The sequence below is a fragment of the Bradyrhizobium sp. genome (assembly GCF_035570375.1).
Lineage (GTDB): Bacteria > Pseudomonadota > Alphaproteobacteria > Rhizobiales > Xanthobacteraceae > Bradyrhizobium.
In genome coordinates, this window is sequence record NZ_DATMLW010000264.1 from 1 (window position 1) to 11,671 (window position 11,671).

The following is an 11,671-nucleotide window of genomic DNA, read 5'->3' on the forward strand; positions in this document are numbered from 1 at the left end:
TGCCAGCAGCAGCGCCATCCAACCGCCCATCGACGAGCCGATCACGACTTGCGGACCTGAGCAAAACTGTTCGAACACCGCCAAGCTCTCTTCCAGCCAGCGCCCGATGGTGCCGTCGCTGAACGCACCGCCGGATTCGCCGTGGCCGGAATAATCGAACCGGACGCAGGCTCGGCCGTGCTCGGCGGCCCATGCGTCCAGGGCCAGGGCCTTGGTGCCCTGCATGTCCGAATTGAAGCCCCCCAGCCAGAACAGCCCCGGCGTAGCGCCTCTACGGGCACGCACCGCGATGCGCCGCGCCGCGTTGCCGTTGCCTATTTCGATAAAGATGGGCGGCTGCCCTGCTGCAGCGGAACTGGTCATGGGGATCGCGCCTCCGGTTCGCTGCTGTTTGAGTGAGCACGGCCGATCCGTCAACGGACGGCAATACCGGCTTGATGACCGGCTCAGCGCTTGCGAAACGAGGGCTTGGCCTCTATGTGGGCAAGTCTGAACATTTCGTTCCCGTCGGCGCTGTGTGGCGTGACCAAAAAGCCTCGCATTTGATGCTTTTCGCGGTCACCTGCGCGAGTTTGCTTGCCCGCAGCGCCTTATTCCTTCAAACTACGTACCTCGTTCACAACCTTGGAGAGCTACCCATTCGCCGTCCCAACAGAGCCCCGCCCGCTGCCACCAAAGACGGGCCGCGCACCAATGATGAAATCCGCAACGCCACGATTCAGCTGATCGATCAGAACGGCACGAACCACGGCACGGTCGAGACAGTCGCCGCCATCAAGATGGCCCTAGAGGCGGGAATGGATCTCGTGGAGATTTCGCCCAATACCGCGCCTCCCGTCTGCAAGATCATGGACTACGGGAAGTTCAAATATTCGGCGCAGAAAAAGGCCGCGGAAGCCCGCAAGAAACAGAAAGTGGTCGAGATCAAGGAGATCAAGCTCCGGCCGATGATCGACGATCACGATTACGAAGTGAAGATGCGCGCGATGCAGCGTTTCTTCGAGGAAGGCGACAAGGTCAAGATCACCCTGCGCTATCGCGGCCGCGAAATGGCGCATCAGGAAATCGGCACCAAGCTCCTGGACAAGGTCAAGGCCGACGTGGCCGAATACGCCAAGGTCGAGCAGGACGCCCGTTTTGAAGGCCGTCAGGTGGTGATGGTGCTGGCGCCGCGCTGATTGAAAATCAGCCGTTCACGTTTGTGAAAATTGCGCGTTTGTGAATATTGAATACGGCCCGCCAGGCGATCTGGCGGGCCTTTTTCTTTACGTTTTTTTTTGGCGAATCGTGCGGATCCGGAAAGAGCTCTAGCCCCGCGTCGCCTGCCAGCGTCCGCTGCAATTGCCGCTGGAAAGTCTTGCGCTCCAACGGCCGACGCCGCTGCTGCCGCCGAGCCGGCCGCTGCCGGTCGCAACCGATCCGCCGGCCGAAATCCGCACGGTGACGCCGCCGCCGGCGCCGACGCTGCCGGAAACATCGGCAGCACCGGCCGACGAGATGCGGCCGCCCGAGACCTGGAACGGATAGCTGTAGGCAGGGTCGCAGGAGCCCGACTGGGTGATGATCAGCACGTTCCAGACCCCGTCATAGCCGCCGGTCCTGCGCAGGGTCCTGGCATCGGCGGCGCCGGGCGCGGCCAGGGCGGCGACAACGGCAGCGCTGAATATCCATCGTAAGGCGCCAGCGCGCCTGGAATCGGCAGAAAAGGCAATTGTCCGCGCTGATATCGTCATTTTTTCCTGCTCTTCTGGCTGCGCGGTGAGTGGCGTGAGCCTATCTGTCAAACAATACGGTTTTACGGTTCATCGTTGCCAATTCGGCGTGGTTCTGCCATAAGCCCAGCCTTCATCGCCCGGCTGATCAAGGGCTGCCGTGGCGATGCCCATGCTGGTTATCTCATTTCGGAAATAACCGAGCATTTTCAACGCTCTAACGAGCATTTCAGCCGCGAAAGCGCCTTTCGGGCGCATTTTTTCTGCGGCAACAGGAGAGCAAAATGCCCAAGCTGAAGACCAAGTCAGGCGCTAAAAAGCGCTTCAAGGTGACTGCCACCGGCAAAGTGATGCACGCCCAGCGCGGCAAGCGCCACGGCATGATCAAGCGGACGAAGAAGCAGATTCGTCAGCTCCGCGGCACCCGTGTGCTGTTCAAGACCGACGGCGACAACATCAAGAAATATTTCTTGCCGAACGCCTGATCGCTCTCGCGGTCCCATTGAGCCGAGCCGCGTCCGCGCGGCGATCCGTCACCCATTTTCATCTGAAGGAGACCCGTCATGTCTCGCGTCAAACGCGGTGTGACCTCTCACGCCAAGCACAAGAAAGTCTACAAGGCCGCCAAGGGATTTTACGGCCGCCGCAAGAACACCATCCGCGCCGCCAAGGCCGCGGTCGAGAAGGCCGGGCAATACGCCTTCCGCGACCGCAAGCGCAAGAAGCGCACGTTCCGCGCGCTGTGGATTCAGCGTCTCAACGCCGCGGTGCGGCCGTTCGGCATGACCTACAGCGTCTTCATCAACGGCCTTTCGAAATCGGGGATCACGGTCGATCGCAAGGTGCTCTCGGACCTCGCCATCCACGAGCCGGCAGCGTTTGCCGCGATCGCCGAAAAGGCCAAGGCGGCGCTCGCGGCCTGAGGAGCATCGGGCCCTTGAGAAGTTTTTGAACTCGTCATGGCCGGGCAAAAGCGCGAAGCGCGTCTTGGTACGAGCGTCCCCGGCCATCCACGTCTTGCTTGTCGCGGGCCCGAAAGGCGTGGATGCCCGGGACAAGCCCGGGCATGAAGGGCTAGGAGCAACGGCTTAGCATCCTGGCCGAAAGGGATTGCCGTGACCGACCTTTCAACCCTCGAACAAACCATCCTCGGCCAGATCGCCGGCGCAGGCGACGAGACCGCGCTCGAAGCCGTGCGCGTCGCAGCGCTCGGCAAGAAAGGTTCGATCTCGGCCCTGCTCGCGATGCTGGGCAAAATGTCGCCGGAGGAGCGCAAGACGCAAGGCGCGGCCATCAACCTCGCCAAGGACAGGGTCACGCAAGCGCTGGCCGCGCGCCGCGAAATCCTCAAATCCGCAGCTCTCGACGCCCGGCTCGCCACCGAGACCATCGACGTCACACTTCCCGTGCGCGAGGCGCCAGCGGAAGCCGGGCGCATTCATCCGCTCAGCCAGGTATTCGAGGAAGTCAACACGATCTTCGCCGACATGGGCTTTTCGATTGCCGAAGGTCCCGACATCGAGACCGACGACTACAATTTCACCAGGCTTAATTTTCCCGAAGGCCATCCGGCGCGGGAAATGCACGACACGTTCTTCTTCCCCGCAAAGCAAGACGGCTCGCGCATGCTGCTGCGTACCCACACTTCCCCGGTGCAGGTGCGCACCATGCTCGCCGAGAAGCCGCCGATCCGCGTCATTTGCCCGGGCCGCACCTATCGCATCGATTCCGATGCCACGCATACGCCGCAGTTTCACCAGGTCGAAGGTCTCGTGATCGACAAGGGCTCGCATCTTGGTCACCTCAAATGGATCCTGCACGAATTCTGCAAGGCGTTCTTCGAGGTCGATCACATCAACATGCGCTTTCGCCCGTCGTTCTTTCCGTTCACCGAACCTTCGCTCGAGGCCGACATCCAGTGCCGGCGTGACAAGGGCGAAATCCGCTTCGGCGAGGGCGAGGATTGGCTCGAGATTCTCGGCTGCGGCATGGTGCATCCCAATGTGCTGCGCGCCTGCGGCATCGATCCCGACCTCTACCAGGGTTTTGCATGGGGCATGGGCATCGATCGCATCGCGATGCTGAAATACGGCATGCACGATCTGCGGCAAATGTTCGAGGGCGACGTGCGCTGGCTTTCCCATTACGGCTTCAAGCCGCTCGACGTACCGACGCTCGCGGGAGGATTGAGCTCGTGAGGCCGCGCTCATGACGAAGTATCGGGAATCACCTCCGCCCTTGAGGGGGAGGTCGGTTCGCGCAGCGAACCGGGAGGGGGGTGCTGCACCCGCGCATCGCTCGATCACGGGCATAAATCGATTCCGGGCAAAGTCATTGCGATCGGAAATGACTGACGCCGAACGGATTCTTTGGACCCGCCTGCGCGCCCATCGCCTGAACCGTCTCGGTTTTCGTCGCCAAGTGCCCATCGGCCCGTTCATCGTCGACTTCGTGTGTCACGAGCATCGGCTCGTGATCGAGCTCGACGGCGGCCAACATGGCAATGATCAAGAAACTCGCTACGACATCAGGCGACAGCAGTGGCTGAACTCGAAAGGCTACCGTCTTCTTCGGTCTTGGAACTCCGATGTGCTCCTTCATTGCGAGTCGGTGTTGGAAAGAATTGCCGTGACTGTCGCACAATCAGTACCCCCCTCCCGGTCGGCAAAGCCGACCGACCTCCCCCTCATGGGGGGAGGTGAAGCGATCCGGGACACCGAGCCATGAAATTCACCCTGTCCTGGCTGAAGGAACACCTCGACACCGACGAGCCTGTCGAAAAGCTCGCCGACAAGCTCACCATGATCGGGCTCGAGGTCGAGAACATCGAGGACAAGGCCAAGGCCCTTGCGCCCTTCACCATCGCGCGCGTGATCTCGGCCGACCAGCACCCCAATGCGGATCGCCTGAGGGTCTGCATGGTCGACACCGGTAACGGCGGCGCCCCGGTGCAGGTCGTGTGCGGCGCGCCGAATGCGCGCGCGGGTCTTGTCAGCGTGTTCTCGGCGCCAGGAACCTACATTCCCGGCAAGAATATCACGCTTGGCGTCGGCACCATTCGCGGCGTCGAGAGCCGCGGCATGCTGTGTTCGGCTGCCGAATTGCAAATCTCCGAAGACCACGACGGCATCATGGAATTGCCCACGGATGCCCCGATCGGTGCTGCCTATGCGGAATGGGCCGGGCTCGGCGATCCCGTGTTTGAAATCAACCTGACGCCGAACCGGCCAGACTGCACCGGCGTCCATGGCATCGCACGCGATCTCTCCGCCGCCGACATGGGCAAATTCAGGGATCCCGCCATCCGGCCGATCAAGGGCGAATTCCCCTGCCCGGTGAAAGTCAGGATCGAAGATCCGACCCTGTGTCCGGGCTTTGCGTTGCGACTGGTGCGCGGCGTGAGGAACGGCCCGTCGCCGGAGTGGCTGCAAAGGCGCCTGACCTCGATCGGCCTGCGGCCGATCAACGCGCTGGTCGATATCACCAACTTCATGACCTATGACCGCGCCCGGCCGCTGCACGTGTTCGACGCGGCGAAGGTTAAGGGCAATCTCACCGTGCGCCGCGCGCGCGAGGGCGAGACACTGCTGGCGCTTGACGGCCGCACCTACGCGCTCGACAGCCAGATCTGCGTGATTGCGGACGAGCACGGCGTCGAATCGCTCGCCGGCATCATGGGCGGCGAAGCCTCCGGCTGCTCGGAAACCACCACGGACGTTCTGATCGAATCGGCGCTGTGGAACGAGATCAATATCGCCCACACCGGCCGCAGGCTCGGCATCAATTCGGACGCGCGATATCGATTTGAGCGCGGCGTCGATCCGGCGTTCATGGTGCCGGGGCTCGAGATGGCGACACGGCTGGTGACGGAAATCTGCGGCGGCACGCCTTCGGAAATTGTCGTCGCAGGCAAATCGTTTCCCGACGATCGCGTGATCGATTTCCCGCAGAGCGAGGTCAAGCGCCTTGCCGGCATCGACGTGCCCCTTGTCGAGATGAAGCGCATCCTCACGCATCTCGGCTTCATGCTGGCCGGCACCGGGGCGGTGGTGAAGGTCGCAGTGCCTTCGTGGCGCTCGGACGTTCACGGCAAGGCCGACATCGTCGAGGAAATCGTGCGCATCATCGGCGTCGACAAGGTGCCCGAGACGCCGTTCGATCGTGGCGAGACGCCGCGCAAACCGATCCTTAAACCCATCCAGTTGCGCACCCGACGCGCCAAGCGCGCGCTTGCCGCGCGCGGCATGGTCGAGGCGGTGACATGGTCATTCATCTCCAAATCCCACGCCGAGCTGTTCGGCGGCGGCAAGGCGGAGCTCGCGTTGGCCAACCCGATCGCCTCCGATCTCTCCGACATGCGGCCGAGCCTGTTGCCGGGCCTGGTCGCCGCGGCGCAGGCCAATTCCGACCGCGGCTTTGCGGACGTCGCACTGTTCGAAGTCGGCCAGGTCTTCGTGGGTGACAGGCCGGAAGACCAGCTCACCGCCGCTGCGGGTGTGCGTCACGGCTTTGCGTCATCGGAAGGTATCGGCCGGCACTGGTCCGGCTCAGTGATGGCCGACGCGCTCGATGCCAAGGCGGACGCGTTGGCGGTGTTGTCCGCTGCCGGCGCGCCGATGCAGGCGCTGCAGGCCGTGCCCGGCGGCGCTCCCTGGCTGCATCCGGGCCGCTCGGGCACGGTCCAGATCGGCCCGCAAAATGTGCTCGGATATTTCGGCGAGTTGCATCCACGCGCGCTGGAGGCGCTCCGTGCCCACGGCCCGCTGGTGGCGTTCGAAGTGATTCTCGATCGCATTCCCGAGGTCAAGCAGAAGCCGACCCGTGCCAGGCCCGCGCTCGAACTCTCGCCCTTCCAGCCGGTATCGCGGGATTTCGCTTTCATCGTCGACCGCGCCGTCTTGGCCGGCGATATCGTCCGCGCGGCACAAGGCGTCGACAAGAAGCTGATCACGGCGGTGATCGTGTTCGACGTCTACGAAGGCAAGGGCATCGATCAGGCCAGGAAATCCGTTGCCATCGCGGTCACGATGCAGCCACGCGAGAAAACCATGACCGATCAGGAGATCGATGCGGTCGCCGCGAAAATCGTGGCCGAAGTCAACAAGAAAACCGGCGGCGTGCTGCGGTAAATCATATTGAGACTAGGTTGAACTGTGTCGGCGATGAAAGTGCGCCTCCTCTGCCTTTGGGAGAGGGCGGGGGTGAGGGGGGTACGGTCTCTCATACGAGCATGGCCCCTCACCCGATTTTGCGGAGTTTATCATCGGGCGGCGCTTCGCGCCGACCCGTTGGCAAATCGACCTCTCCCCAACGGGGAGAGGTGAACCGAATCAGTCGGCGAAGCGATTCAACCAAACTACATCCGGCTCCAAGGTCCCGGCTTACGATCCGCGCCTTCGCTGTTTCGGCGCGCGCGAGGGCGCGGCCACCGGCTCGCTGATCGCTCCGATCTTTCTTAAGGCAACCTCGGCCGCGCGTTCGCCGCTTTCCCAGGCGCCGTGGACCGTACCCCACAGCGTCTCGTGCGTCGCTTCGCCGGCGAGGAACACGTTGCCGAAGGGCTCACCCAGCGTTTTGCGCAATGGCTGGGCGCCGGGCGGAGCCACCGACATCGCGCCGAGCGCAAACGGCGATGCATTCCAGCGGGTGGCGCTCGACTTTTTGACCGCGCTCGCGAGATCGTTGCCGAACAGTTTGGTCAGCCATTCGACCGCGAACGCCACCATCGCCTTTTCACCCTGGGCCGACAGATCGCGGCCGAACGAGCCGGCCACATCGATCACGCACAACGCCGATCCGCCGATGTTTGCCGACAACAGCGCGGTGCGCGTCGAGTTACTTTGTTCGATGACGGTGTCGTCGCGCGAAAGCCCGAGCGGGTTGCCCGGCAATTGCAGGGCAATGCGATCGTAGCTGCCGAGCGTGAGTCTTGTCGCGGCCTCGAGCTGGCGCTTCGGCATCTCGGGCGTGAATTTGATGTTTCCGGCGGCGAGTACGTTGCTCGATGCGGTGACGACAGCGGCACGCGCGGCGATCTTGCCTGCCGGTGTTTCGACCACAACGTCACGATTGCTCCAACCGATCTGGCTCACCGGCGCCGAGAGCGACATCGGGATCTGCGCGCCGAGCCTGGCGATCAGGACGCCGAGCCCCTGGCGGCAGCCGATGATCGTGCTGCGATCCTGGGCGCGGGCTCTGTCCATGACCGAAACATCGCTGAGATCCTTGCCCGTGCCGTTGGCACCGAGCACGAATTCCGTCGTCCCGACCCAGTCGCCGAGATCTTTTGGCAATACCGAGGCGCAGGCTTGATCGGCCTTGCCGCGCGAAGCGTCGTCGATGGCGCGGTTGGCATGGACGAGCGCGGCAAGGAATTGCTCGGTTTCGCCGGGGCGCGCATTGCGCTGGCCGATGCGGATCTTTTGCGCAAGCGGCGCTGCGGAGAGCTCAAGCCCGGCGTTGCGCGCCAGCCTCACAATCGGATTGGTATCGGGATTGTGGATCCATCGCGCGCCGCGATCGAACGGCACGTCGAAGGTCCCGGTGTCGGTGAGGCAGCGTCCACCGATTAGAGGCGTCGCCTCCACCACGATGACCTTGCGGTTGGCGGCCTGGACACGCCGTGCCGCGGCAATGCCGGCGGCGCCGGCTCCGATCACCACAATATCGGCGTCACGCGGCAACGGCGCAGCCCATGCACGACGTGCAAAGGCAGGCGCCGCCGCGATCGCGGCCGCGGATGCCCAAAACAGGTCGCGTCGCGTCATTGCCATTTCATGGTTTCCAGAATTTTGAGACCGAAGGGAACCTCAAGCGAACATTCCGCATGCAAGCACTTAACCGGTGGGTTTGACATTCGGCTACCTACTCTACCGGCGGCGAATTCGAAAAGCGAATGTCAAGTCCAAAACCCCACTCAAAACCAATATTTGCTCGTGGCCCGCCGATTCCAACATTGGCAGAAGTGCCAGCGCGGACGGCATGCGAATGTCGGTAACGGACCGGCGACTGCAACCGTCATGGTGAATCAATCATGATTGATCAACCCTGCGCATGAACTAAATTGCAACAGCTTTCGGTCATGATAAGGCTTCAAAAAAGCGGCTAGTGGTCCGATTCCAACATTCGCATCCCATCTCGGCAAGCAGTTTTGCGAATGTTGGAATCAAAGGACCACTACCAAATATAGGTTCTAGTGGAGTTTTGGATTTGACATTCGCCTTTCCAACTTGCGGATAGGTGGGTAGCGAATGTCAAATCCACTCCACTAGTAAGGTCATTTGGGGGAGACCTCATGGGTGTGATGCTCGACACCGTCGGCAAATGGATCGCTTCCTATCTGCAAAAGGAAGTGCCGGGCTATGAGCCATTCACGCCCAGCGATCCGGATCACCTGCGCGGTGTGATCCAGCCGGGCGACGTCCTCCTCGTGGAGGGCAACAACCGCGTCTCCGGCATCATCAAGTATCTCACCCAGTCGACATGGTCGCATGCCGCGCTGTTCGTAGGTCCGATCGACGGCGCCACCGAATTGAACGGCGAGCCGCATGTGCTGATCGAAGCCAATATCGGCGAGGGCGTCACCTCCGCACCGCTGTCGAAATATTTCAGCTATCACACGCGCCTATGCCGGCCGGTCGGCCTGACCTACGAGGACCGCTACACGGTGTGCCGCTATGCCATCAACCGGATCGGCTTCGGCTACGACACCAAGAATATTCTCGACCTGATGCGCTATCTGTTTCCGCTGCCGATCCCGCAGCGCTGGCGGCGGCGAATGATCGCGTTCGGTTCGGGCGATCCCACCAAGATCATCTGCTCCGCGCTGATTGCGCAAGCCTTCGATGCCGTGCGCTACCCGATCCTGCCCAGGATCACGCGCGCCGGCTCCCGCCAGGCGCGGCGCGAAATTCTGCACATCCGCGATTCATCGCTCTATATGCCGCGCGATTTCGACATCTCGCCCTATTTCGAGATCGTCAAACCCACCATCGTCCACGGTTTCGATTACACCGCCTTGCACTGGGCAGATAAACAAAAGCCGCTCCAGGAGGTGGCGGGCAAGTTCGGTGTGTTTCCAGAAACGCACAAGTCGCCGCCGCTTGTTCCTGAAACGGTTGACGAAGAGGCGCCGCTTCCGGCTGGGGAAGTAGTGCTGGAAGAAGAAGTGGTGCTGATCGACTGCGTGACGGTGTCGACGACAAATATCTCGCCTTAAAGTCCTGGAGCCGACCGGACGCTGCGCCAAGCGTCACACGATGATCGCGCAGCCCCGATCGGGCTTGGACGTTGCGCCGGAGGCCTGGACATTCCGCCGCAGCCAGCTGCCGGTATTCGGCCCCGCCACTTTGCCACCCAACAGCCAGTCGCCCTTGTCGAAGCCTGCTGGAATATCTAGCTGTCGCGGGGGCTTTCGCGAAGGGAAAAACCGCAATGCTGGATGCCGCCGTCAAGGCGCTGTCGCAAATCCTGTCGCCGCCGATGCGTTCGATCCTGTGGCGATCGATCGGGCTCGCGCTGGTGCTGATCGTGATCGTGTCGATCGGCCTGCAGCGGCTGTTGAGCTGGCTTGCGACCTCGGGCGAACACTGGCTCGAGGCAATACTGGGCCCCGGCTTCCAGACGCCGCTCGACATCCTGGCCTGGATCGTATCGATCGCCGCCGGCCTCGGCATCGTGTTCGGTGCGGTGTTGCTGATGCCCGCGATCACTTCGCTGGTCGCGAGCGTCTTCGTCGACGAGGTCGCCGACCATGTCGAGCAAGAGCACTATCCGTCTGAGCGTCCCGGCGTGGCCTTGCCGTTCGGTCTTGCCATGACCGAGGGTGTCAAGACGGCATTGCTCACGATCCTGGTGTACCTGATCGCGTTGCCTTTCGTTTTCTTTGCCGGCGTCGGTTTTATCGCCTTCTTCATCGCCACCGCATGGCTGTTGGGACGTGAATATTTCGAACTCGCGGCGATGCGGTTCCGTCCGCCGGAAGAAGCCAAGGCGATGCGGAGGGACAACGCCGCGACCATATTTACGGCGGGTCTCATCATTGCGGCCTTCGTGTCCATACCGGTCGTCAATCTGGCAACGCCGCTGTTCGGCATGGCGTTCATGGTTCACATGCACAAGCGCCTGAGCGGGCCTGATGCGGCGAATTTGAAGTTCCTGTCAGCGTAGCCGCAATATCGTTATAGGAACTTCAAATTCAAAGCCGCATCAGAAACCGATAATTGCTGGAGCTCCTTTGATTCCGAAGTTCGCATCAGAGGTCGCGGCAATGAATTGCGAGCTTCGGAATCAGAGCTCCAGGTACGGAACTGATCGAGCCGTCGCGCAAGGCAGGCATGCCTTACGTGTGATTCTCCATTGCCGGGAGCGCGGAGCCTCGCCGTATTGACAGCAGCCGCTCGGTCGTCATTCGCAGGAAATAGATCGCGACACCCGGGTTTTGATTGCAGATATGTGAAAACTGCTTCTCGCTCATCCAGAGAAGCTCGATATCACTGGCTGCCACGGCGGTTTGTGTGCGGCGACGGTCCGCCGAAAAAAGTGCGATTTCGCCAAAGAGGTCGCCGGCTCCCAACCAGTGATCCATCTCCCTGAGAAGCACGTTGCCCGCGAGCAGCATGCAGAGACCATCGGCCTCGTCTCCCCGGCTGAACAGGATTTCGCCCTGCCGCACACCGCCTGGTAAAAAAGGGCGCGATTAGTTGCTGAAATCCGGGACGCCAAAGCGACTTTTCAGTATCTTCTCGGCGGGTAGTGCTCTGTGCCGAGGAGACCTTTGCTTGTCTAGGGAGCGCATGGAACGGCGCCTAGCGGCCATCCTCGCGGCCGATGTGGCTGGCTACTCGCGTCTTATGGGTGCCGACGAAGAGGGAACGCTCGCACAATTTAAAACCCACCGAAGGGAATTGGTCGACCCGAAGATTAGCGAGTACGCAGGGCGGATCGTAAAGACAACCGGC

General features: G+C 61.9%; 12 protein-coding genes and 2 pseudogenes. 9 read left to right on the top strand and 5 right to left on the bottom strand.

Going from position 1 to position 11,671, the window contains the following annotated elements:
• Positions 1-363 (bottom strand): annotated as a pseudogene (locus VNX23_RS29165) (alpha/beta hydrolase); the annotation flags it as partial.
• Positions 364-638: 275 nt separating this feature from the next.
• On the opposite strand from VNX23_RS29165, the gene infC reads away from it, so the two are divergent.
• The gene (infC, locus tag VNX23_RS29170) at positions 639-1,178 is read left to right on the top strand and encodes a translation initiation factor IF-3 (protein ID WP_079573138.1); all 540 of its coding nucleotides are present in this window, start codon (positions 639-641) and stop codon (positions 1,176-1,178) included.
• 129 nt (positions 1,179-1,307) lie between these two features.
• On the opposite strand, the gene VNX23_RS29175 is transcribed toward infC, so the two are convergent.
• Positions 1,308-1,733: a hypothetical protein gene (locus tag VNX23_RS29175; RefSeq protein WP_325635041.1), complete on the bottom strand. Its 426-nt coding sequence runs from the start codon at positions 1,731-1,733 to the stop codon at positions 1,308-1,310.
• 69 nt (positions 1,734-1,802) lie between these two features.
• The gene (locus VNX23_RS29180; protein WP_325635042.1) at positions 1,803-1,970 is read right to left on the bottom strand and encodes a hypothetical protein; all 168 of its coding nucleotides are present in this window, start codon (positions 1,968-1,970) and stop codon (positions 1,803-1,805) included.
• Between the two features lie 26 nt (positions 1,971-1,996).
• On the opposite strand from VNX23_RS29180, the gene rpmI reads away from it, so the two are divergent.
• From rpmI to pheT, 5 genes are all read left to right on the top strand, one after another.
• Positions 1,997-2,197 carry a 50S ribosomal protein L35 gene (gene rpmI / locus VNX23_RS29185; RefSeq protein WP_029585522.1) on the top strand — a complete coding sequence of 67 codons (201 nt, stop codon included), beginning with the start codon at positions 1,997-1,999 and terminating at the stop codon, positions 2,195-2,197.
• A 78-nt stretch (positions 2,198-2,275) separates the two neighbouring features.
• Entirely contained in the window at positions 2,276-2,635 is a 360-nt protein-coding gene (rplT, locus tag VNX23_RS29190; RefSeq protein WP_325635043.1) for a 50S ribosomal protein L20, read from the top strand.
• Positions 2,636-2,827: 192 nt separating this feature from the next.
• Complete coding sequence (pheS, locus tag VNX23_RS29195; RefSeq protein ID WP_325635044.1) at positions 2,828-3,910, top strand: phenylalanine--tRNA ligase subunit alpha; 1,083 nt, start codon at positions 2,828-2,830, stop codon at positions 3,908-3,910.
• Between the two features lie 10 nt (positions 3,911-3,920).
• Positions 3,921-4,439: an endonuclease domain-containing protein gene (locus VNX23_RS29200; RefSeq protein ID WP_325635045.1), complete on the top strand. Its 519-nt coding sequence runs from the start codon at positions 3,921-3,923 to the stop codon at positions 4,437-4,439.
• Positions 4,436-6,841: a phenylalanine--tRNA ligase subunit beta gene (gene pheT, locus VNX23_RS29205; RefSeq protein WP_325635046.1), complete on the top strand. Its 2,406-nt coding sequence runs from the start codon at positions 4,436-4,438 to the stop codon at positions 6,839-6,841. The genes VNX23_RS29200 and pheT overlap by 4 nt, the downstream gene beginning before the upstream one ends.
• Before the next feature lie 252 nt (positions 6,842-7,093).
• Here pheT and VNX23_RS29210 read toward each other — a convergent pair whose 3' ends face one another.
• Positions 7,094-8,485, bottom strand: a complete 1,392-nt coding sequence (locus VNX23_RS29210; protein WP_325635047.1) for an NAD(P)/FAD-dependent oxidoreductase — start codon at positions 8,483-8,485, stop codon at positions 7,094-7,096.
• A gap of 521 nt (positions 8,486-9,006) precedes the next feature.
• Here VNX23_RS29210 and VNX23_RS29215 point away from each other — a divergent pair.
• Together VNX23_RS29215 and VNX23_RS29220 are read left to right on the top strand one after the other, a co-directional pair.
• Entirely contained in the window at positions 9,007-9,930 is a 924-nt protein-coding gene (locus VNX23_RS29215; protein WP_325635048.1) for a YiiX/YebB-like N1pC/P60 family cysteine hydrolase, read from the top strand.
• 215 nt (positions 9,931-10,145) lie between these two features.
• Complete coding sequence (locus VNX23_RS29220; protein WP_325635049.1) at positions 10,146-10,880, top strand: sulfate transporter family protein; 735 nt, start codon at positions 10,146-10,148, stop codon at positions 10,878-10,880.
• A 172-nt stretch (positions 10,881-11,052) separates the two neighbouring features.
• On the opposite strand, the gene VNX23_RS29225 is transcribed toward VNX23_RS29220, so the two are convergent.
• Positions 11,053-11,385 carry a cyclic nucleotide-binding domain-containing protein gene (locus VNX23_RS29225; protein ID WP_325635050.1) on the bottom strand — a complete coding sequence of 111 codons (333 nt, stop codon included), beginning with the start codon at positions 11,383-11,385 and terminating at the stop codon, positions 11,053-11,055.
• Positions 11,386-11,506: 121 nt separating this feature from the next.
• On the opposite strand from VNX23_RS29225, the pseudogene VNX23_RS29230 reads away from it, so the two are divergent.
• Positions 11,507-11,671 (top strand): annotated as a pseudogene (locus VNX23_RS29230) (family 3 adenylate cyclase); the annotation flags it as partial.

Excerpts from the sequence above, each read along its gene's own strand:
- VNX23_RS29175 (WP_325635041.1), bottom strand. The coding sequence starts at position 1,733 with ATGACGATATCAGCGCGGACAATTGCCTTTTCTGCCGATTCCAGGCGC.
- VNX23_RS29180 (WP_325635042.1), bottom strand. The coding sequence starts at position 1,970 with ATGCGCCCGAAAGGCGCTTTCGCGGCTGAAATGCTCGTTAGAGCGTTG.
- rpmI (WP_029585522.1), top strand. The coding sequence starts at position 1,997 with ATGCCCAAGCTGAAGACCAAGTCAGGCGCTAAAAAGCGCTTCAAGGTG.
- rplT (WP_325635043.1), top strand. The coding sequence starts at position 2,276 with ATGTCTCGCGTCAAACGCGGTGTGACCTCTCACGCCAAGCACAAGAAA.
- VNX23_RS29200 (WP_325635045.1), top strand. The coding sequence starts at position 3,921 with ATGACGAAGTATCGGGAATCACCTCCGCCCTTGAGGGGGAGGTCGGTT.
- pheT (WP_325635046.1), top strand. The coding sequence starts at position 4,436 with ATGAAATTCACCCTGTCCTGGCTGAAGGAACACCTCGACACCGACGAG.
- VNX23_RS29210 (WP_325635047.1), bottom strand. The coding sequence starts at position 8,485 with ATGGCAATGACGCGACGCGACCTGTTTTGGGCATCCGCGGCCGCGATC.
- VNX23_RS29215 (WP_325635048.1), top strand. The coding sequence starts at position 9,007 with ATGGGTGTGATGCTCGACACCGTCGGCAAATGGATCGCTTCCTATCTG.
- VNX23_RS29220 (WP_325635049.1), top strand. The coding sequence starts at position 10,146 with ATGCTGGATGCCGCCGTCAAGGCGCTGTCGCAAATCCTGTCGCCGCCG.